This window comes from Kribbella sp. NBC_01484 (assembly GCF_036227145.1).
Taxonomy (GTDB): domain Bacteria; phylum Actinomycetota; class Actinomycetes; order Propionibacteriales; family Kribbellaceae; genus Kribbella.
Genome location: NZ_CP109437.1, coordinates 1,928,320 through 1,948,894, shown reverse-complemented (window position 1 = coordinate 1,948,894; position 20,575 = coordinate 1,928,320). Strand labels below are relative to the sequence as shown.

Here is a 20,575-nt window from a genome sequence, read left to right as displayed (position 1 = left end):
TCCATGGGGTCAAGGGGTAGCCGCCGTCGAACCAGGACCACAGTTCTCACCGTCGCCAACGGTCTGCTGATCTTTGTCTGCCTGGGCGTGAGTGCCGCGCTCTTCTCGCAGAACGCCTGGATTCTCCGGGCCGCCGCGGTAGCCGCCGTTGTGATCGCGATCGCCGCCTCGGTGCTGTTCCGCCACCAGTTACTGGTCGAACGCCTGGCCCACTCCGACGAGCGGGCCCAGGTGGCCCAGGAGTACTCGCGGATCACCAGCGCCCGCGTGGTCGAGAACGCGGAGTTCGTCGACCTGATGCAACGCCGGCTGGACAAGATCGACGCCCGCCTGGACAAGATCGACCAGGAGGTGGCCACGGTCGTTGCCGCCGGCGACAAACACTCCCAGGCCGAGGCCCCCACCGTCGTCGACCTCAAACTCCGGGGCCTGGCCGCTTCCTGAGTACGCCGTCCCGCCCCCATACTGCGAGGTGGGGAGGGGATCAGCATGGGGCTGGACGCGAACTACCCGGCCGTGACGATGAACGACCCGAACGGGCACGTCACGGTCTACAACCAGGACCACCTGCCGATCGGGCAGCTGGGTCCGACACCCTTCGAGTCGCCGTCGGTGAACGTGACGTGCAAGCGGAAGGCGTGGGAAGACGCCGACTGGTACCGCCTGCTGAATCCGGAGGGCTGGCCGTTCCCGGCGGACGAGGCGTACGTGTCGGCCGACGAGACCCACGAGCTGAATCCCGGGCAGCCGTACCCGATCCCGCAGTGCGCGTCCGGCTGCCCGATCAAGATCGGCCAGGCCGCTGCCGCGGGCGTACTGGCGATCGGCACGGTGGCCGCGGCGGCCGCCTGGCGTCGCAAGCGCAGGGCGCTCGACACGGCCTGAGGCGTGGTCGCGTAGGTTTTGGGGGTGGATCTCGCCAAGCTGCTGAAGGTTGCCGAAGCCGCCGTCGATCGCGGACGGGTGATCACCGACTCCCGGGGACCGGGCGCGCTGACCTCCAAGGGTGACCGGGACATGGCGTCCGAGGTCGACTTCGCGGTGGAACGGGAGGTGCGGGCGTTCCTCGAACGCGAGACGCCGGACATCGGCGTACTCGGGGAGGAGGAAGGCGGCGCGACCGACGGGACGCGCTGGGTGCTGGACCCGATCGACGGGACCGTCAACTTCATCCACGGTGTTCCGTTGTGGGCGATCTCGCTCGGGCTGATCCACGAGGGCCGTGCGGTGGCGGGCGTGATCGACCACCCGGCGCTCGGGACCAGGTACGCCGCTGCCGAAGGGCTCGGCGCCACATGCAACGACAAGCCGATCCGGGGCAGCGAGTGCAGTGACCTCACCGACGCCTTGGTTGCCGTGGGCGACTATGCCGTCGGCCCCGACGCGGAAGCCCAGAACGCCGAGCGCTTCGCCCTGACCCAGCGGCTCTACCCGCGCGCTCAGCGCCTCCGCATGATCGGTACGGCGGCCACCGCGCTGACCTGGACCGCGAACGGGTACTTCGACGCCACGATCATGTTCTCCAACAAGCCCTGGGACACCATGGCCGGCGTCAGCATCTGCCGGGAGGCGGGCTTGCTGGTGCTCGACCTCGACGGCTCCGAGCACACGCCAGACTCCCGCGGAACTTTCGCGGTCGCTGCCGGCATTGCGGACCCACTCCTCGAACTGGTTCGGCAAGCCTCGACTCCCGCCTGACGAGGAGTTGTCCACAGCCTCGCCGACGTCGGTCGCGGAGATCCGTCACGCTGGTCCGGGTGGAATGGTGGTGGCGGCAACAACTCGAGGACGAGGGCCTCCAGGTCCTGATCCATGCCCAGCACCAGATCGTGTCGCGCACCCAGGCGCTGGCCGCGGGCTTGGCCGACACCGACATCCGCCGACGACTGCGCGGCCGGCGGTGGCGGACGGTTCATCCAGGGGTCTACGCGACGCACACCGGTCCGATCGGGTACGACGAACGGCTCGTCGCCGCCCTGCTCTACGCCGGGCCGGAGGCGGCCTGGAGTCACTACACCGCTGCGGAGCAGCTCGGCCTGATCAAGTGCGATGACCGGCGTCCGGTGTACGTGACCATCCCCTGGCGGCGGCGGGTTCGCGCTCGCCCCGGCCTCGTGATCACGCGGGACAGGCAATGGAAGGATCGACTGGCGGCAGTCGTCCCACCGCGACGCCGGCCCGCGGACGCGGTGCTGGACATCGTCGGCATCTCCGCCGGTCTGGACGACGCGGCAGCGGTGATCGCCGAGGCCTGTCAGAGTGCCCGTGTGACGCCTGACCAGATTCTGCGCGCACTCGCCGACAGGCCGCAGCTTTGTCATCGGGCCGTATTGGGATCGATTCTTGCGGATGTCGCCGAGGGCACACATTCCCTGCTCGAGCTCCACTACCTGCACAAGGTCGAGCGCGCCCACGGGTTGCCGTCGGGGCAGCGGCAGCGCGCGGAGGACGGCGAGTTCACCGACGTCGCCTATCTGCCGTTCGATCTGGTGGTCGAACTCGACGGCCGCTTCCATTTCGCCCCGCGACAGCGATGGCGGGATCTCGCGCGTGACAACCGCGCGGCCCTGCGCTCGGAGGTCTCCCTGCACTATGGCTGGCTCGACGTCACCAGCCGCCCGTGCGACGCCGCCGTACAGGTCCTGCACGTCCTGCGCCGTAATGATCCAAACCTCCCGGCCCACCCGTGCAGCCCGACCTGCCCGGTCCGCTGAGTGGCAGGGCCGGGTAGAGGGGACGGCGGGGAAAGAATTCGTCGCCAGATGCAGATTTCTTTCCCCACCGCTGTGAGGGACGGGGTCGGGGACGGTCAGGTACGGCGGCGGGGCGGTGGCGGGTCGGGTTGGGTCGGTGGGGAAGGAATTCGTCGCCAGATGCAAGCCTCTTTCCCCACCGACCCGACCGCCCTGCCGGCACCCCGCCGCCCCGACCCGCCCTGCCGCCTGCCCGCCGACCCGGCCCGGCGACGCGCGTCGCCGCTGCGCTTCGGGGTGCGGCTACTTGTCGATGTCGCCGACGACGAAGAACATGCTGCCGAGGATGGCGATCATGTCGGGGATCATCGTGCCGGGCAGCAGCGCGGGCAGGGCCGAGATGTTGTTGAAGCTGGCGGAGCGGAGCTTGAGGCGCCATGGGGTCTTGTCGCCGCGGGAGATCAGGTAGTAGCCGTTGATGCCGAGCGGGCTCTCGGTCCAGGCGTAGGTCTGGCCCTCGGGGACCTTGAGGATCTTCGGCAGCCGGACGTTGATCGGCCCGGCCGGCAGCGCCGACAGCTTGTCCAGGCAGGCGTCGACCAGGTCGAGCGACACCTTCACCTGCTCCAGCAGCACCGAGAAGCGGGAGAAGCAGTCGCCGTCGGTCCGGGTAACCACCCGGAGTACGCCGTCGCGCAGCAACTCGTCGTACCCGAGGTAGGGCTCGTCGCGGCGGAGGTCGGCGTCGACGCCGGAGGCGCGGGCGATCGGGCCGGAGACGCCGTACTGCGAGACGAGCTCGGGGGAGAGTCTGCCGACGCCGACGGTGCGGGCGCGGAAGATCTCGTTGCCCAGCACGATGTCCTCGATGTCGGGCAGCCGCTTGCGGACCGCGGCCGAGGCGCCGGCCGCGCGACCGAGCCAGCCGTACGGCAGGTCCTCCTTCAGCCCGCCGACCCGGTTGAACATGTAGTGCATCCGGCCGCCGGAGAGCTCCTCCATCACGGCCTGGATCGTCTCCCGCTCGCGAAAGGCGTAGAAGACCGGCGTGATCGCGCCGAGCTCCAGCGGGTACGAGCCGAGGAACATCAGGTGGTTCAGGATCCGGTTCAGCTCGGCCAGCAGCGTGCGCAGCCAGACCGCACGGACCGGTACCTCCAGGCCCATCATCCGCTCGACCGCGAGGACGACGCCGAGCTCGTTGGCGAACGCGGACAGCCAGTCGTGCCGGTTCGCCAGCACGATGATCTGCCGGTAGTCGCGGACCTCGAACAGCTTCTCCGCGCCCCGGTGCATGTAGCCGATGATGGGCTCGCACCCCACGATCCGCTCGCCGTCCAGCGTCAGCCGCAGCCGCAGTACGCCGTGCGTCGCCGGGTGCTGCGGACCGATGTTGAGCACCATGTCGGTGGTCGCCAGTTCCGAGCCGCTCCCGGTCCCGCCGCGCTCGTAGGCGGGGTCGAATCCGGCCGCTCCGGCGCCGACTCCCACAACTCGTTCAGTGCTCATGCCCTCTATCGTGACAGGCTGGACCTGTGGATGACCTCTTCGCACCCTCGGATGTCAGCTGGACGCCGGTCTCGCCGAAGCTGGCGGCGGTCCGCCGGCTGAACGCGGCGATCATGGCCGGCGTGCTCGGGCTGGCGGCGTTGTTCGGGCTGGGACTGACCCTGGGCTGGGTGTACGGCGGCCTGGCGCTGCTCGTGGCCCTGGCCGCCCTCGGCTGGTCGTGGGTCCTGATCGGCCGGAACCAGAGGTCCTGGAAGTACGCCGAACGCGACGACGAGCTGCTGGTCAGCCACGGGATCATGTTCCGCGAGCTTGTCGTCGTGCCGTACGGGCGGATGCAGTTCGTCGACGTGGCCGCGGGGCCGCTGGAGCGCGCGTACGGGATCGCGACCGTGGAGCTGCACACCGCGACACCGGCGACCGACGCCAAGATCCCGGGCCTGCACCCGGACGAGGCCGGCCGGCTGCGTGACCGTCTCTCCGCCCTCGGTCAGGCCCAGGCGTGGGGCCTGTGACCGAGCATCCGCCCGGGCAGACCGCGGTCGTGGAGCAGACCGGGGCGCGGCTGCATCCGCTGACCCCGTTCGTGAAGGGCTGGGGCTACTTCGTCGTCGCGGCCGTCGCACTGGTCAACAACGAGGGTCTGCGCAGCAATCTGACGTTCGCCGGCATCGGTCTGGCCGCCGTACTCGTCGGCGGCAGCCTGCTCGGCGCCCTGTCCTGGTATTTCACCAAGTGGCAGCTGACCGACGATGCGATCCGGGTGGACAGCGGATTCCTGTTCCGGCGGACGCGGATCATCCGGTTCGACCGGATCCAGGCGATCGACGTGGCCCAGCCGTTCGTCGCCCGCCTGTTCGGGATGGCCGAGCTGCGGATGGACGTGGCCGGCGGTGGCAAGAGCGACGGCAAGCTGAGCTATTTCCGGTACGACGAGGCCGTCGAGCTCCGGACGATCCTGCTGGTCCGGGCCAAGGGCGAGCGCGTCGCCGAGCAGCAGGAACAGCAGGTGGAGTCGGCACCGCTTCTGGTCGTCCCGACGACCCGCCTGCTCGGTGCGACCCTGCTGTCGTCCACAGTCCTCGGTAGTGCGGGGGCCGTGATCTGGTTGATCGTCGCGACGGAGTGGCTCGACTTCCACATCGGTCTGTTCGCTGCTCTGCCGCTGCTGTTCGGTGTGGTGCAGCCGATCTGGAAACAGGTCGTCGGCAACCACGGCTTCACCCTGTCGGAGAGCGGCCATGGTCTGCGGACCAAGCGCGGCCTGTTCGACGTGCAGCGGCAGACCATCCCGCCCGGCCGCGTGCAAGGCCTGCTCATCACCGAGCCGCTGATCTGGCGTCTGCTCGGCTGGGCCCGGGTCGAGCTGGACATCGCCGGTGTGGCCGGCAACAAGGAGGACGGCGACGACGAGCGCCAGGGCGCCCAGCTCCTGCCGGTCGGCGACCGTGGCGAGGTCGCGGGCGTGCTGGCCCGCATCCTCCCAGGACTCGACCTCGCGAGGATCCAGATGCACGTTGCGCCGGAGCGGGCCAAGTGGCTGCGCCCCGTCGGCTGGCGCTATCTCGCGTACGGCGCTGACGACCAGGTGCTGGTCACAGTCCGCGGCTGGGTGAGTCGCCGTACGTCGATCGTGCTGCACCACAAGACACAGTCCGTGCGGCTGGAGCAGGGCCCGCTCCAACGGCGGCTAGGCCTGGCTAACGTCCACGTGGACACTCCACTCGGCCCGACGGACGCCATCGCGCTTCACCGCGACCAACTCGAGGCCGCGCAACTGGTCCAGGCTCAGGCAGACAGAGCCCGCGAAGCACGCCGGGTGGCGTCCGCTCCGACCGCGGTCCACACCCAGCCGAACCCGCCGAGCCCAGAGGGGTCCAGTAGCTCGGCTGCCTCGCCGGCCGACGACAGCTCGGCCACATAGCGCAACGGCTCCGTCTGAGCCAGCTCCAGCCTCGGACGGGCCGCAGTGACGCCCAGAGCACGCAAAGCGTCCCGCTGGAGCACGAGAGACCCACCCAGCGAGTCCCAAGCCACATGCGCGGTCACATCGCACGAGCCGTCCAGGACCGGCTCGCACTCCCGCCCGGCCCGGAAGCCGGTCACAGTCCCGTACGGCGGCCGGTCGGTGCGCAGATGTCCGTAGTCGATGGCGATCGCGACCGCACCATCCGCCAACCGGTCGACCACGGATGCCCAGGCCTCGTCGCGGGTCCGCCCGATCTCGGCGCGGTCGCCGGGTTCGCCGGGCCACCAGCGCCGCAACCAGTCCAGATCGTTGCCGTCGACAACATCTCCTACCGTCAGGTCGGCCGACAGATAGCGCGGTACGCCGTCCTCGTCCCACTCGACCAGCTCACACGGAATGTTGTCGAGCCACTCGTTCGCGATCACCAGACCGGTCAGAACCGACGGCATGTCGTCGTCCAGCTCGATCTCCACCACCGGCAAACCCTCGTCGCGCAACACCTTGCCCAGTTCGCCGGATCCCGCGCCGATGTCCACGACCTGATCAGCACCGACCGCACGCGCCAGCCGGGCGATGGCCTGACCGAACAGCGCCGACGCGTGCACCGACGTACGGAAGTGGGCAGCTGGGCGTTCCCGCCGGTAGAACCCGCCGGGGCCGTAGAGCGCCGTTTGCCAGGCCGCCCGGAACGTGGTCACCGCGCACCCAGCGGTACGGCGTCGAACTGGCGCCACACGCCGTCCTCGCCTTCCCGCCACAGCCCGAGCTCGGTGAGCTGAAGACGTGGCGCGGGCGCGGCGGCGAGAGCCTCACGGGCCTCAGCGACGACCGCCGGACCACCCTGCTCGGACGACGAGATGGTCAGGTGTGGCTGCGGGTCCGGGAACTCACCGCCGTACGGAGGATGCTCAGGGAAAGCCTGGAAGACCGAGTACAGCAACGAGACGACGGCGTCGTACGGTTCGGGCTTCAGCCACGCCGTGCCGTTCGGGAACTGACCCGCGGTCGGGAAGCTGAGCTCGAACGGCTCGAACGACGCCACCGCATCCGCCAGTCGCCGGACGTCGGCCTCCGTGGGTTCCGCGACCCACGGGACCAGCACAGTGACGTGTGGCGGGATCAGCTCGGTCAGTGGGACGTGTGATCGCGCGGTCGACCGCGACACCGAGCGCCAGCGCTCGGTGTACGCCGCAAGTTCGGGGACTGTGATCAGAATCGCGGTCAATCCACTCCGCGCGGCCAAGGCATCGCTCACCAAGGCATGCTCTCATCACCTACGCTGGCAGGGAGATCGTCTGGTACCCCGCGCGGGACTGGAACGAAGAGAGTTGAGTGATGGAACGGATCGGCTTGATCGGAGCCGGCCGGGCCGGAACCGCCGTGGGAGCAGCCTTGGCGGCAGCCGGACATCCCCTGGTCGGTGTCACCGCACGGTCGGGCGCGTCACGCGAACGCGCCGCCCGTCTTCTTCCGCATGTGCCCGTGCTGCCCGCCGATGAGGTCACCACTCGTGCCGACGTCGTCCTGGTCGCCGTACCGGACGACCTGATCCACGACGTGGCCCACACGTTGCCGCTGACCAGTGCGCAGTACGTCGTCCACCTGTCCGGCGCCCACGGACTCGGACCGCTGGCCGGGCTGGCCGCGATGCCGGTGGCACTGCACCCGTCGATGACGTTTCCCGGGGCCGCGGTGCGTCTGGACGGCATCATGTTCACGGCGACCGCGCCGGATGAGGCACGGCCGATGGTGGAGCGTCTGGTGAAGTCTCTCGGGGCTCAGCTGCAGTGGGTGGCCGACGAGCAGCGGGCGCGGTACCACGCCGGTCTCACACATGGCGCGAACCACCTGACAACGTTGCTCACCCAAGCGGTCGGCGTACTGCGGGAAGCAGGCGTGGCGGATCCGGCCGCGACACTCCGTCCGCTGCTGGCCGCAACCCTCGACAACACGCTGCGATCCGGTCATCATGCGCTCACCGGGCCGATCGCCCGGGGCGATGTCGACACGGTGGCAGCACATCTGTCCGTACTGCGGGACCGGACGGCGAGCACGTACGCCGAACTGGCCCGCGCGACGGTGGAACTGGCGGCGGCCGACGGACGACTGGACCCGGACACGGTGGCACGGTTCGACGAGGTGCTCGAGCGGGATCGAACAGGGGAGGCACCGCGATGAGACTCACCCAGACGAAGGCCGAACTGCGAGCGGCCGCGGCGATCCGGCCGCGGGCGGTCGTGATGACGATGGGCGCCCTGCACGACGGCCATGCCGCGCTCCTGGCCGAGGCCCGCGAGCGGGTCGGACCGGACGGCAGTGTGGTGCTGACGATCTTCGTGAACCCGTTGCAGTTCGGGCCCTCCGAGGACTTCGACCGCTATCCGCGCACGCTGGCCAGTGACCTGGCGATCGCCAAGAACGAGGGCGTCGACCTGGTCTTCAACCCGTCCCGCGACGAGCTCTACCCGAACGAGCCGTCCATCACCGTGCATCCCGGGCCACTGGCCGACGAGCTCGAGGGGATGGTCCGGCCGGGCCACTTCGCCGGCGTGCTGACGGTGGTGGCGAAGATGCTGCACCTGACCGCGCCCGACCTGGCCCTGTTCGGCGAGAAGGACTACCAGCAGCTCACGCTGATCCGCGAGATGATCTGTGACCTCGACTGGGACGTCGACATCGTGCCGGTGCCGACCGTGCGGGAGCCTGACGGACTCGCGTTGTCCTCACGCAATCGGTACCTCGACGAGACCGAGCGTGACGAGGCGCTGGTGCTCTACCGCGCACTGACCGCCGGAGCGAAGGCCGGGATGAACGGCCCGGACGCCGTGATGGCCGCCGCCCACGCCGAGCTCGAGGCGGTCCCGTCGGTCCGGATCGACTATCTCGCCCTGCGCGCACCGGACCTCGGCCCGGTGATCGGCCCCGGCGAGGCCCGCATGCTGATCGCCGCCCGCGTGGGAGCCACCCGTCTCATTGACAACATTTCCATCACGCTCAGGTGAAATCGATTGATACCGTCGCGGGATGACCGTGTTGAATGCCGCGCCTCCGGCGCGGGGGTCACGGGGCTTTGACTCCCGGCCTTCCCTCGTCGCTCCAGTCGCTGCGCTCCCTCCGCTCCTCGGTCCAGGCCGGGAGGCCCCGTGACCGGACCTGCAGTCCCGCAACGGCTGGCCGCGCCGGAACCCGGCTGGACCGATACCGTCGATGTGGTGGTGATCGGGTCCGGGATCGCCGGGCTGACCGCCGCCCTGAAGGCTCGTGAGCTGGGATCGGTGCTCGTGGTGACGAAGGACGTCGTCGCCTCCGGCTCGACCCAGTGGGCCCAGGGCGGGATCGCGGCCGCCCTCGATCCGGAGGACTCGCCCGAAGAGCACCTCCAGGACACCCTCGTCGCCGGCGCCGGGCTGAGCGATCCGGAGGCCGTCCGCGTCCTGGTCACGGAGGGCCCGGACGCTGTCCGGGACCTGATCGAGTTGGGTGCGCGGTTCGACACCGTCGACGGCGACCTCTCGCTGGGCCGGGAAGGCGGGCATCACCGCAACCGCATCGCGCACGCCGGTGGCGACGCGACCGGCGCGGAGATCGAGCGGGCCCTCGTCGCCGCGGTCAAGCGGGCCGACGACATCCGGCTGATCGAGCACGCCCTCGTCATCGACCTGTTGACCGCCGAGGACGGCGCCATCGCCGGCGTCACCCTGCACGTGATGGGCGAGGGGCAGCTCGACGGTGTCGGCGCGGTCCGCAGCCGGGTGGTGATCCTCGCCTCCGGCGGCATCGGTCAGTTGTACGCCGCCACCACGAACCCGAGCGTGTCGACGGGTGACGGCATGGCGCTGGCGTTGCGGGCCGGCGCGAAGGTGCGGGACCTGGAGTTCGTGCAGTTCCACCCGACCGTGCTCTGGCTGGGCAAGAGCGCGAAGGGCCAGCAGCCGCTGGTGTCCGAGGCGGTCCGGGGCGAAGGCGCGTTCCTGGTCGACCACGAAGGCAATCGCTTCATGCAGGGTCAGCACGAGCTGGCCGATCTCGCCCCGCGCGACATCGTGGCGAAGGCGATCATGCGGCAGATGCTTGCCACCGGCAAGGATCACGTCTACCTGGACGCACGGCACTTCGGCGACGAGAAATGGCGGGTCCGGTTCCCGACCATCCTGGCGGCCTGCCGGTCGCACGGTATCGACCCGGTGCGGGAACTGATCCCGGTCGCGCCGGCCTGCCACTACTCGTCCGGCGGGGTCTGGACCGACCTGCACGGACAGACCTCGGTGCCTGGTTTGTACGCGTGCGGCGAGGTCGCGTGCACCGGCGTACACGGCGCGAACCGCCTGGCCTCGAACTCGCTGCTCGAAGGGCTCGTCTTCGCCCGACGCATCGCCGCCCAGCTGGCCAACGGTCTTCCCGAGCTGCGCGAGCCGGCCGTGGACACCCGTGTCCCCGGTCTGGTCGACGCGGACGTAGTACCCGAGCTGCAGCGGGCGATGACGGTCGGCGCCGGAGTGATCCGGAGTGCGAGCGGACTGTCGGAGGCCGGCGCGGCGCTCGGCAAGCTGATCGGGCAGCCCGCCGGCGAGCCGGGTACGCCGGGATGGGAGGCGACCAACCTGGTCACCGTGGCGTCCGCGCTGATCGAGGCCGCCACCGCGCGCGAGGAGAGCCGCGGCTCACACTGGCGTGAGGACTACCCGGATCGCGACGACCGGCACTGGTCGGGCAATCTTGACCTGACCCTCCCGTCCGAGGGTCAGTCGGCGCGGCCGGTCAGCACGTTCGTGCCGCACGGATCCGAGGAGAGACAACATGGATGAGACGGTCGACAGGCAGTGGGTCGCCGACCTCGTGCGGGCCACCATCGAGGAGGACCTGGCCGGGGGCGTCGACGTCACCACGACGGCCACGGTCGATCCGGACCAGATCTCGGTCGCCGAGCTGGTCGCCCGGGCCGACGGCGTGGTCGCCGGCCTGGAGATCGCCGAACTGGTGATCCGGCAGGTCGCCGCGCCGGACGAGGTCGAGCTCGAGTACTCGGTCCGCGACGGTGCCTCGGTGCGCAAGGGCGACATCCTGATGACGATCCGCGGCAAGACCCGGCAGTTGCTGACCGCCGAGCGCACCACGCTCAACCTGCTCTGCCACCTCTCCGGCGTGGCGACGCTGACCCGGCGCTGGGTGGACGCGGTCGACGGCACCGGCGTGGTCATCCGCGACACCCGCAAGACGATGCCGCTGCTCCGGTCGCTGGAGAAGTACGCCGTCCGGTGCGGTGGCGGGAAGAACCACCGGATGGGCCTGTCCGACGCGGCGCTGATCAAGGACAACCACGTGATCGCGGCGGGCGGGGTGGCCGAGGCGTTCCGGCTGGTCCGGAAGGCGTATCCGGACATCGCGGTCGAGGTCGAGGTGGACACGGTCGGCGACGCGCTGATCGCGCTGGAGTCCGGCGCCGACCTGATCCTGCTGGACAACATGGACATTCCGTCGCTGCGCGAGGCGGTCGAGAAGGTGGCCGGCCGGGCGCGGCTGGAGGCCTCCGGCGGCCTGACCCTCGACCAGGCCCGGGCCGTGGCCGAGACCGGCGTCGACTACTTCGCGGTCGGGGCGCTCACCCACTCCGCGCCGGTGCTCGACATCGCCCTGGACCTGCGAACTGAGTTGAATTTCAAGGACGTCTGATGCTGCTCGCCGTCGCCGTCGAGAACACCCGGACCCTGGTCGGCCTGGTCTTCGAGGGGACGGTCAAGCGGCATTGGTGGGTCGGCACCGACCCTCGCCGGACGGCGGACGAGTGGGCGGTCCTGTTGCAGGGGCTGCTCACCGGCGAGTCCCCGGTGTCCGGGGTCGCGGTGTGTTCCGCCGTACCGCATGTGTTGCACGAGTTGCGGGAGGTAGTCGCGCGGTACTACCCGGACGTGCCGAGCGTCGTGGTCGAGCCGGGAGTGAAGACCGGGCTGCCAGTGCTGGTGGACAACCCGCGCGAGGTCGGCACCGACCGGATCGCGAACGCCCTCGCGGCGGTCCAGCGGTACGGCGCTCCGTGCCTGGTCGTCGACGTGGGGACGGCGATCACCATCGACGTGGTCAGCCCGGCCGGCGCGTTCATCGGCGGAGTGATTGCCCCAGGCATCGAAACCGCGACCGACGCGTTGGGCACCGCGGCCGCCCAGCTGCGCCGGGTCGAATTGGTGCGGCCGCGCTCCGTAGTCGCCAAGAACACGGTCGAAGCCCTGCAATCCGGAGCGATCCACGGTTTTGCGGCCCTCGTCGACGGCCTGGTCGACCGGATCCGCGTGGAGCAGTCGCTTGATCCCGCGACTCCGGTGGTGCTGACCGGCGCCCTCGCTCCGTTGCTCGCCGGCGAGCTGGCGACCCCGATCCGTCACGAGCCGTTGCTCACTTTGCACGGTCTGCAGCAGGCGTTCGCCCGCAACCACCAATAGCTGCCTCATCGGGCAGAAGCTCTTGTGCCCTTCAGGTGATCTGCATCACCATGAGGTCAGCTACGTGGGGGGAGATCATGAGAGCTACTTATCGGGTGCTTGCCGGACTCGTTGCGGTTGGCGTGGTCCTGCAGGCGATGTTCATCGCGCTCGGCTGGTTCACCGCGATCAAGGACATGGACGACGGTCTGGTGATCGACAAGAACTACGACGGCAACATCGGTCACACACTGCATGGCCAGTTCGGGACAATGGTGATCCCGATCCTCGCGTTGCTGCTGCTGATCGTGTCGTTTTTCGCGCATGTGCCGGGCGGAATCAGGTGGGCGCTGTACGTATTCGGCCTGGTCGTCCTGCAGATCGCGCTCGCGTTCCTGTCGTTCGGCGTAACACCTGTGCTCGGGCTGCTGCACGGTCTGAACGCCTTCGCGCTCCTCGCGGTCGCGGCCATCGCCTCCCGGCGAGCCGCCGGGGCTCCGGCCACCGCGACGGAGACCACCACCGAGGCGACCGCTTAGATGCCTTTGGCAACTGACGGACGGCGGCCGTGACGGTGCGGCTGCCGCCCCGCCGTGTCGTGCTCGCGATCCTCGCGACTCTCGTCGTGCTGACGCCGATCGCGTTCTTCTGGCAGCGGAGCCTGGTGCCCAACAACCTGTCACCAATGGCGATGGGGTACGCCGACTTCGGCGGTGGCCCGGCGGAGCACGTGCATCACGGCGTCGACGTCAGCACGCTCACCGGGCCGCCGAATCGAACGGTCGACGTGGCGGTGGATCTGGTGGCCCGCAAGGAGAAGTTCGACATCCCCGGCCGCGGGTCGATGGACGGCTACACCTTGAACCACAAGTCACCGGGTCCACGGATCGTCGCAAAACAAGGCGATCTGATCCAGGTCACCGTGCACAACGAGTCTGTGCCCGAAGGGATCACACTGCACTGGCACGGCGTCGACGTACCGGCTGCTGAGGACGGCGTCGCCGGAGTCACCCAGGACGCGGTCGGAGTCGGGCAGTCGTTCGTCTACCGCTTCGTCGCGCAGGACGCCGGCACGTACTGGTACCACTCCCACCAGGTCTCGCACGAACTGGTGAAGAAGGGCCTGTACGGCGTACTGATCGTCAAGCCCACACCCAGCGACGTGATCGCTGCGGTCCACACCTACGACAAGGTGCGAACGGTCAACGGCGAGTACGGCGAACGCCGGGTGGCGGCACCTGGTCCGACGGTCCGGGTGCGACTGATCAACACGGACAACGGACCGATGGCGACCTGGGTCGACGGAGCGCCGTACAAGGTCGTCGCGGTGGACGGGAACGAGGTGGACGCGCCGCCGGAGGTGAGTGGCAAGACCGTGCTCGTCACCGCGGGCGGCCGGATCGACCTGCAGGTGACGATGCCGCAGGAATCGGCGGTGCGGATCGGTCTGGGCGGAGGGCCGACCACTCTGGTGATCGGCGAGGGCAACGCGCCGACCGGTACGCAACCGCGGGATCAGGTCGACCTGTTGACCTATGGCTCGCCGAAGGCGCTCGGGTTCGATCCGGCGAAGGCGACGCGGGTGTTCCAGTACAACATCGGGCGGCGGATCGGGTTCTTCGACGGCAAGCCCGGACTGTGGTGGACGATCAACGGGCATCAGTACCCGGATGTGCCGATGTTCGTGGTGACCGAGGGCGACATCGTCCGGATGACCGTCAAGAACACCTCCGGGCAGGTCCATCCGATGCACCTGCACGGGCACCATGTCGTCGTACTGAGTCGCAACGGTGTGGCCGCGACCGGCAGTCCGTGGTGGACCGATTCGCTCAATGTCGAGGACAAGGAGACCTATGAGGTCGCCTTCGTCGCGAACAACCCGGGCATCTGGATGGACCACTGCCACAACCTGCCGCACGCGGCGCAGGGCCTGGTCACGCACCTCATGTACACCGGGGTCACCACGAAGTTCCACCTGGGCGGCGGGCCGGACAATCAGCCCGAGTGAATCGGCCGTCCGACCGTGAGCGCCGTACGGAGCGTCTCCGGCAGACCGTTGAAGGCCGCGTCGGGGGGAGTGCCGGTCGCGTCGAGGGTCTTGGAGAAGAAGGATCGCGCGGCCGCGGCCAGGACCACGTCGAGGACGTCGGTGTCGGTCAGGCCGAGGGCCTTCAGTGCTTCCACGTCATCCTGAGTGACGGTGTCGGCGGATAGCGCCACCTTGCGGGCGAAGGCCATCACCGCCCGGTCGACCGGGTCGTTCGCCGGCTCACTGACGAGGGCCGCGACCTCTTCGGACGTGTAGAACTTGTCGGCCAGGACCTGGCCGTGGGCGAGGCAGCAGTAACTGGACTTCAGTGCGCTCGCCGCAGCCAGCGTGGCGAGCTCGTAGCGGCGCAGGTCCATCGATTCCTTGATCGCGCCGTTGAGTTGCTTCCACGCCTCGTACACGGCCGGACGGGCCGCGAACGTGGTGACGAAGTTGGGCACGTGGCCGGCCGGCGCCCGGTTCTGCTCGAAGAACTCCGGGTCCTTCGGTGTGTCGATGAATGCCATCTTGGTCCCCCCTTGTGGCTCTTCTCACGGTAGAAGCGTCATACCGATCCGGCAACGGTCCCTCGGGATAGGCGCCCGCTACTGGGTATGGTTCACCCGGTCGGTTGTGAGGCAGCTGAGACGAGGTGATCCGAGTGCGGCGTACCCTCGCCGTTGCGCTGGCAGCGCTGGTCGCTGCGACCGCGCTCACCGCCTGCGCGTCGGACCCGATGCCCACGAACGTCGCGGTCGCGTGGGCGCCGCAGGGCCGGGACGCCGTCCTGGTCACCTGGAAGGACGCCAACGCGCCGAACCGGATCACGATCGAGGGTGTGCTCAGCGAGAGTCCGTCGTACGTGAAGTACGTCGCGGCCGGCGAGCCGAACAGCTGGGAGATCCCGACGTCGGCGTTCCCACCGGACGGTAACTACAAGGTGGCGGTCGCCACCGGAACGTCGCAGGGTGGCGTGACCAGCAAGCTCGCCCGCTCGGTCGTGTTCGACACCGACGGTCCGGTGCAGCCGAGTGCGGCCGGAGCGACGCCGTTGGGCCGGGGTGTGCTGATCAAGTGGTCGGTGCCGGTGGCGCCCCAGGACTTCACCCCGAACGACCCGCTCGACGTGACAGGCAAACACACCCAGAAGTACGTGCCGATGATCGGGCGGCCCGGGCAGTTGCTGCGGGATATCGGCCCAGGTACGACGTCGACGCGGCAGGTGATCAAGAGCATCAAGCCGCCGTACGTGTTCCAGCTCCGGACCCAGAACGAGTGGAGCACCCGGATGGGCGGGCAGGTGCTCGGCCTGACCAGCTCGATCAACGCGGCCGTGCCGGCTCTGGCCCAGTTCAGCGTGCCGATCCTGGTTCGCGGGCGAGTCGTCCTGCAGCAGGTCGGCTGCGAGGCGGAGACGCCGTGTGTGCAGCAGCGGGCGACGCCGGCCGGCGTGCCGGTGGTAGTGCTGACCCAGGTCACCCCGGGCTCGCGCTGGACCCCGGCGGCCATCGGTAAGACGACCGCCGGTGGGCATTACGACATCGCCGTACCGACCGGAGGAAGCCGGCCGTACAAGATCACCGTGCCGGCGTACACCAAGGCCGGCATCATCACCGGGCCGTCGACCAGCAAGCCGGCGTACACCCGGAGTGTGGTCCGGATCGCGTCGGCCGGGTTCATCGGCGGGGAGACGGCCAAGAAGCGCGGCACCAGCGTCACCGTCTTCGCGACGGTCAAGCCGGCGATGAACTCGACCGCGATGCTGCAGTCCTGGAACCGGCAGACCCGCAAGTGGGTCAACGTCAAGGCGACGGCGATGCGCCGGGGGCAGACCGCGCTGGCCTTCACCGCCGGGCAGGCGGGTGACTTCGTCTACCGGTTCGTCATCCCCGGCGCGATGATGTTCGGCCGGTCGATGAGCGGGACGATCACGCCGCAGCTGGCGCTACACATCCGCTGACTGGCGCTCCGGCACGGTCGGCACGGCGTGCCGCCGCCGCTTGCGGATCTTGTGGACGACGTACGCCGCGACCACGGCCACCCCGATCACGACCAGGGCCCAGACCGACACCCGGCCGAAGATCTTGTCGGCGTTGTCGCCGACCTTGTACGCGACGATGCCGATCGTGGCCGACCAGGCGATGCCGCCGGCCGCGTTCGCGGCCAGGAACCGCGGGTACGGCATCCGCAACATGCCGGCCATCGGGCCGGCGAAGATCCGCAGCAGGGCCACGAAGCGCCCGAAGAACACCGTCCAGACGCCGTACTTCTGGAAGTACTTCTCGGCGCGGACGATCCGGTCCTCGGAGAAATGGCGGGACCGGCGGCCGAGCCGCTCGAACAGGCCGCGGCCGGCCTTGCGGCCGATGAAGTAGCCGATCGAGTCGCCGACGATCGCCCCGATCGCGGCCGCACCGATCACGTACTGGATGTGCAGGTGGTGCCCCTGGGAGGCGAGCAGCGCCGCCGCGACGAGTGTGGTCTCACCCGGTAGCGGCACCCCCATGCTCTCGATGCCGATGACGAGTCCGACCACCAGATACGCCAGGATCGCCATCCCACCGGTCGGGATCGCGATCGCCAGCGCAAGCCAAGGTTCCCCCATGCACCCATAGTGACATTCGGGAACAACCGATTAGGTGACAGGGCACCTATTTCGGGGGAATCTCCGGGACATGGCCGTTGGGGACCTCAGGGGCCAGGCCGTTGGGGACCTCGGGGGCCAGGCCGTTGGGGACCTCGGGGACCTGGCTGACGGGGAGGCCGGGGATGTGGCCGTTGAATGCCTGGGTGACGCTCTGCAACGCGGCGGTGACCTCGGACGGGATCACCCAGAAGGTGTTGCCGGGGCCTTTGGCGAGCTCGGGCAGCATCTGCAGGTACTGGTACGCGAGCAGCTTCGGGTCCGGGTCGTTGCGGTGGATCGCCTCGAACACCGTGTCGATCGCCTTCGCCTGGCCCTCGGCCCGCAGGATCGCCGCCTGCCGCTCGCCCTCGGCGGTCAGGATCCGGGACTGCCGCACGCCCTCGGCGGTGAGGATCGCGGCCCGCTTCTCCCGGTCCGCCCGCATCTGCTTCTCCATCGACTCCTTGATCGACGGCGGCGGGTCGATCGCCTTCAGCTCGACCCGGTTCACCCGGATGCCCCATTTGCCCGACGCCTCGTCCAGCACGCCCCGCAGCTGCGAGTTGATGTGTTCGCGAGACGTCAGCACCTTCTCCAGGTCCAGGCTGCCGATCACGTTGCGCAGTGTGGTGACGGTGAGCTGCTCGATCGCCTGCTCGAAGTTGGCGATCTCGTACGCCGCCGCGCGGGGATCGGTGACCTGGACATAGAGCACCGTGTCGATGTCGACGACCAGGTTGTCCTCGGTGATCACCGAGCGCGGCTCGAACGAGATCACCTGCTCGCGCAGGTCGATCAGTTGCCGGGGCCGGTCGACGAACGGGATGAGGATGTTCAGCCCGGGTTCGAGGGTGCGCAGGTAGCGGCCCAGACGTTCGACGTTGCTGGCCCGTGCCTGCGGCACGATCCGGACCGTCCGGATGACCAGCACGATGGCGAGCAGGGCGACGACCAGTCCGATGATCAGTTCGGCCATGGATCCTCCTGAGGATGCACGAGGGCGGTAGCCCCCTCGATGGCGAAGACGTCGACCCTGGTGCCCGCGGGAATGAGCAGGTCCGGGTCGTACGAACGGGCGCTCCACTCCTCGCCGCCGATCTTGACCCGGCCGGGTTCGCGGCCGCAGGGGGTCAGGACGACGGCCTCGCGGCCGATCAGCGCGGCCACGCCGGTGCGCAGCTGGGGGTGTCCCATCAGATGCCGGCGGGCGACCGGGCGGACCAGTGTGATCATCGCGGCGGCGGTGACGGCGAACGCGAGCAGTTGGAGCCCGATCCCGAGGCCCAGCCCGGCGATCGTGGCCGCGGCCAGCGCGGCGATCGCGAGCAGGAGCAGATCGAAGGTCGCGGTCATCAACTCGGCCGTGCCGAGGATGCCTGCGATGATCAACCACAGAACCCAGGACTGCATAGCGACCACCTAGCGGCGGAAAGTACCTCTCTTTCGAAGGTACTCCGGGATACGCAGATCCGTAGCTAACGGTTCAGCTATCTTGCGGCGGCTTGCCGGTCGGTACGACGGCCAGCAGCGTGCTGATCGACCGGCTGCCGGCCGGATGCGAGGTCGCCGTCCGGCCCTTGCGGAAGCCGTCGATCACGTCGTTCAGGTCCTTCGCGAGCTGCTCGGTCTCCTCGCGGGTCAGCCACAGCCGGTTCCGGCCCATGGTGCTGAGGTCCTCCCACGGGTCGTCGGCCGACAGTTCTTCGAACTGTTCCAGCACCCGGTCGACGTTGCTGCGCATCATCGCGTGGGTGGCCACCCGGCCGGATTCGGCCGACTGGGACGCGATCTGCAACCCGGTGCCGAGCGCGCGCCAGGGCCGCTCCCGGCCGTCCGCCGAGGCCTCGGCCCGTTCGACGATGCCCCAACGCTCCAGGGCGCGCAGGTGGTAGCTGGTCGCGGACGGGGTCAGGCCGGCCAGCTCGGCGCATTCGGTCGCGGTCAGCACCCGGCCGCTGTAGAGCTCGTCGATGATCCGCTGCCGGGCCGGATGGGCCAGGGCGCGGATCGCCCGTGGGTCTGTGATCACCACGCGCTTGTTCCGGGTCTTCTTCGCGGCCACGAGGTCAGCGTAGCGAAGCCCTTGACGCCGGTAAATATGAAGCATTAACTTCATAGTTGTGAAGCAAACACTTCAGACTTCGATCTGGTCCTACCGCGACATCCGCCTGGTGCTGCCGGCCCGGGCGCTGTCCTACGCGGGCGATTCGGTCGCCCTCATCGCGCTGATGCTGCGCGTCTCCGCCGACGGTGGACCCGGTGCGATCACGGCGCTCTTGCTGGCGTTCGCCGTACCGACCGTGGCGATGATCCCGTTCGCCGGCCGGATCGTGGACGGCCACGACTCCCGCACGGTCCTGGTCTGGTCGGGTTTGCTGCAGGCGGCCGCCGGGATCGGGCTGGCCTTCTCCCACGGACTGATCGAAACCCTGGCCCTGGTCTGCGTCCTCCAGCTGGGCCAGGCCGTCGCCGGACCCGCGTGGAGCGCGCTCATCCCGCGCATCGTCGGCGAGGACCTCGTCGGCCGGGCCACCGGCACCAGCCAGGCCCTTGTCGGAGTGGCCACCCTGGCCGGCTCCGCGGTCGGCGGCCTCCTGGTCGGGTGGTCCGGCGACCGCGGAGCCCTGCTGGTCGACGCCGGCACCTTCGTGGTTCTCGCCGCAGTGGCACGGCTGGTGGTGACCCGGCGGTGCCCCGCGCCCGGCGCCGTACGGGAGAAGGGTGCGATGTCGGCCGGCCTGCGCAGCCTCTTCGGCGATCCGCTGCTCCGGATCCTGGTGCCGTGCCTGTGGGTGCTGGTGCTCGTCGGCGAGGCGATGAACATCGTCGAGGTGTTCCTGATCACCGACGACATCGGGCTCGACGCGGCCGGGTACGGGTGGGTGCTGGCCGCCCAGGGAGGCGGCGCGATCGTGGGTGCGTGGATCACCGGACGGCTGGTCACCGGGATGTCCAGATCCCGGGCCGTGCTGGGTGGGATGGCCGCGATCGGCGCCTCCGCTGTCCTGATGGGGCTGGCCGGCAATGTCATCACGGTCGTTGCCGGCGCCATTGTGTGCGGATTCGGCAGCGGGATGCTCAATGCCGGCACCAGCACGCTGGTCGTCACCCGCTCCGCGGAGGCCGTCCGTGGCCGGGTGAACGCTGCGCTGATGGGCACGGTCCGGGGCTGCAGCCTGGTGGCGCTCCTGCTGGGCGGTCTCCTCGGCGCTGTGCTCGGGGCCCGGTCGACGTTCGTGGCCTGCGGGGTCGCGTGCGCGGTGGCTGCCGTCGCCGCGTCCTTCCTGGTGGTCCGGACAAAGGATTCGGCTGTGGAGGTGCTCAGTCACTAGCCTT

Annotated in this window: 22 protein-coding genes and 1 pseudogene; 15 read left to right on the top strand and 8 right to left on the bottom strand. The window is 69.3% G+C overall.

Annotation, left to right across the window (positions count from 1 at the left end):
• Positions 1-3 precede the first annotated feature (3 nt).
• Genes OG555_RS09560 through OG555_RS09545 form a run of 4 tightly spaced genes read left to right on the top strand, consistent with a single transcriptional unit; the run spans position 4 to position 2,714 of the window.
• Positions 4-444 carry a hypothetical protein gene (locus tag OG555_RS09560; protein WP_329482454.1) on the top strand — a complete coding sequence of 147 codons (441 nt, stop codon included), beginning with the start codon at positions 4-6 and terminating at the stop codon, positions 442-444.
• Positions 445-489: 45 nt separating this feature from the next.
• Positions 490-885, top strand: a complete 396-nt coding sequence (locus OG555_RS09555; protein WP_329482453.1) for a hypothetical protein — start codon at positions 490-492, stop codon at positions 883-885.
• A 24-nt stretch (positions 886-909) separates the two neighbouring features.
• Entirely contained in the window at positions 910-1,698 is a 789-nt protein-coding gene (locus OG555_RS09550; RefSeq protein WP_329482452.1) for an inositol monophosphatase family protein, read from the top strand.
• Positions 1,699-1,757: 59 nt separating this feature from the next.
• Positions 1,758-2,714: a hypothetical protein gene (locus tag OG555_RS09545; RefSeq protein WP_329482451.1), complete on the top strand. Its 957-nt coding sequence runs from the start codon at positions 1,758-1,760 to the stop codon at positions 2,712-2,714.
• A gap of 282 nt (positions 2,715-2,996) precedes the next feature.
• Here OG555_RS09545 and OG555_RS09540 read toward each other — a convergent pair whose 3' ends face one another.
• Positions 2,997-4,202 (bottom strand): NADH-quinone oxidoreductase subunit D, encoded by a 1,206-nt coding sequence (locus OG555_RS09540; protein WP_329482450.1) that lies wholly within the window; start codon positions 4,200-4,202, stop codon positions 2,997-2,999.
• 26 nt (positions 4,203-4,228) lie between these two features.
• Between OG555_RS09540 and OG555_RS09535 the strand changes: the two genes are divergently transcribed.
• Entirely contained in the window at positions 4,229-4,717 is a 489-nt protein-coding gene (locus OG555_RS09535) for a PH domain-containing protein (RefSeq protein ID WP_329482449.1), read from the top strand.
• Entirely contained in the window at positions 4,714-6,126 is a 1,413-nt protein-coding gene (locus OG555_RS09530) for a PH domain-containing protein (protein WP_329482448.1), read from the top strand. Before OG555_RS09535 ends, OG555_RS09530 begins: the two co-directional genes overlap by 4 nt.
• Positions 6,127-6,281: 155 nt before the next feature.
• On the opposite strand, the pseudogene OG555_RS09525 reads toward OG555_RS09530, so the two are convergent.
• Both OG555_RS09525 and OG555_RS09520 read right to left on the bottom strand, forming a co-directional pair.
• Positions 6,282-6,620, bottom strand: a pseudogene (locus OG555_RS09525) (SAM-dependent methyltransferase); the annotation flags it as partial.
• Positions 6,621-6,865: 245 nt separating this feature from the next.
• Complete coding sequence (locus tag OG555_RS09520; protein WP_329482447.1) at positions 6,866-7,426, bottom strand: 2'-5' RNA ligase family protein; 561 nt, start codon at positions 7,424-7,426, stop codon at positions 6,866-6,868.
• 80 nt (positions 7,427-7,506) lie between these two features.
• Between OG555_RS09520 and OG555_RS09515 the strand changes: the two genes are divergently transcribed.
• The 7 genes from OG555_RS09515 to OG555_RS09485 all read left to right on the top strand — a co-directional run bounded on the left by OG555_RS09515 (position 7,507) and on the right by OG555_RS09485 (position 14,592).
• Positions 7,507-8,349, top strand: coding sequence for a Rossmann-like and DUF2520 domain-containing protein (locus OG555_RS09515; protein ID WP_329482446.1), 843 nt, complete (start codon positions 7,507-7,509; stop codon positions 8,347-8,349).
• Entirely contained in the window at positions 8,346-9,173 is an 828-nt protein-coding gene (gene panC / locus OG555_RS09510) for a pantoate--beta-alanine ligase (protein ID WP_328525813.1), read from the top strand. The genes OG555_RS09515 and panC overlap by 4 nt, the downstream gene beginning before the upstream one ends.
• Positions 9,174-9,314: 141 nt before the next feature.
• Positions 9,315-10,976, top strand: coding sequence for an L-aspartate oxidase (locus tag OG555_RS09505; protein WP_329482445.1), 1,662 nt, complete (start codon positions 9,315-9,317; stop codon positions 10,974-10,976).
• On the top strand, positions 10,969-11,841 hold the full coding sequence (gene nadC, locus OG555_RS09500) for a carboxylating nicotinate-nucleotide diphosphorylase (protein WP_329482444.1): 873 nt from the start codon (positions 10,969-10,971) through the stop codon (positions 11,839-11,841). The genes OG555_RS09505 and nadC overlap by 8 nt, the downstream gene beginning before the upstream one ends.
• Positions 11,841-12,605 carry a type III pantothenate kinase gene (locus OG555_RS09495; RefSeq protein WP_329482443.1) on the top strand — a complete coding sequence of 255 codons (765 nt, stop codon included), beginning with the start codon at positions 11,841-11,843 and terminating at the stop codon, positions 12,603-12,605. Before nadC ends, OG555_RS09495 begins: the two co-directional genes overlap by 1 nt.
• Before the next feature lie 77 nt (positions 12,606-12,682).
• Positions 12,683-13,123, top strand: a complete 441-nt coding sequence (locus OG555_RS09490; protein ID WP_329482442.1) for a hypothetical protein — start codon at positions 12,683-12,685, stop codon at positions 13,121-13,123.
• Between the two features lie 29 nt (positions 13,124-13,152).
• Positions 13,153-14,592 (top strand): multicopper oxidase family protein, encoded by a 1,440-nt coding sequence (locus OG555_RS09485; RefSeq protein WP_329482441.1) that lies wholly within the window; start codon positions 13,153-13,155, stop codon positions 14,590-14,592.
• On the opposite strand, the gene OG555_RS09480 is transcribed toward OG555_RS09485, so the two are convergent.
• Positions 14,580-15,140 (bottom strand): carboxymuconolactone decarboxylase family protein, encoded by a 561-nt coding sequence (locus OG555_RS09480; protein ID WP_329482440.1) that lies wholly within the window; start codon positions 15,138-15,140, stop codon positions 14,580-14,582. The two genes, OG555_RS09485 and OG555_RS09480, sit on opposite strands and share 13 nt — an antisense overlap.
• Before the next feature lie 134 nt (positions 15,141-15,274).
• Here OG555_RS09480 and OG555_RS09475 point away from each other — a divergent pair, with 134 nt between their 5' ends.
• Positions 15,275-16,573, top strand: a complete 1,299-nt coding sequence (locus tag OG555_RS09475; protein ID WP_329482439.1) for a hypothetical protein — start codon at positions 15,275-15,277, stop codon at positions 16,571-16,573.
• Here OG555_RS09475 and OG555_RS09470 read toward each other — a convergent pair.
• The 4 genes from OG555_RS09470 to OG555_RS09455 all read right to left on the bottom strand — a co-directional run bounded on the left by OG555_RS09470 (position 16,559) and on the right by OG555_RS09455 (position 19,301).
• The gene (locus OG555_RS09470) at positions 16,559-17,218 is read right to left on the bottom strand and encodes a DedA family protein (RefSeq protein WP_329482438.1); all 660 of its coding nucleotides are present in this window, start codon (positions 17,216-17,218) and stop codon (positions 16,559-16,561) included. The two genes, OG555_RS09475 and OG555_RS09470, sit on opposite strands and share 15 nt — an antisense overlap.
• Positions 17,219-17,264: 46 nt before the next feature.
• Entirely contained in the window at positions 17,265-18,215 is a 951-nt protein-coding gene (locus OG555_RS09465; protein ID WP_329482437.1) for an SPFH domain-containing protein, read from the bottom strand.
• Positions 18,203-18,649, bottom strand: coding sequence for an NfeD family protein (locus tag OG555_RS09460; protein WP_329482436.1), 447 nt, complete (start codon positions 18,647-18,649; stop codon positions 18,203-18,205). The genes OG555_RS09465 and OG555_RS09460 overlap by 13 nt, the downstream gene beginning before the upstream one ends.
• A 73-nt stretch (positions 18,650-18,722) precedes the next feature.
• Positions 18,723-19,301 carry a winged helix-turn-helix domain-containing protein gene (locus OG555_RS09455; protein ID WP_329482435.1) on the bottom strand — a complete coding sequence of 193 codons (579 nt, stop codon included), beginning with the start codon at positions 19,299-19,301 and terminating at the stop codon, positions 18,723-18,725.
• Between the two features lie 58 nt (positions 19,302-19,359).
• On the opposite strand from OG555_RS09455, the gene OG555_RS09450 reads away from it, so the two are divergent.
• The gene (locus tag OG555_RS09450; RefSeq protein ID WP_329482434.1) at positions 19,360-20,571 is read left to right on the top strand and encodes an MFS transporter; all 1,212 of its coding nucleotides are present in this window, start codon (positions 19,360-19,362) and stop codon (positions 20,569-20,571) included.
• Positions 20,572-20,575: the final 4 nt, after the last annotated feature.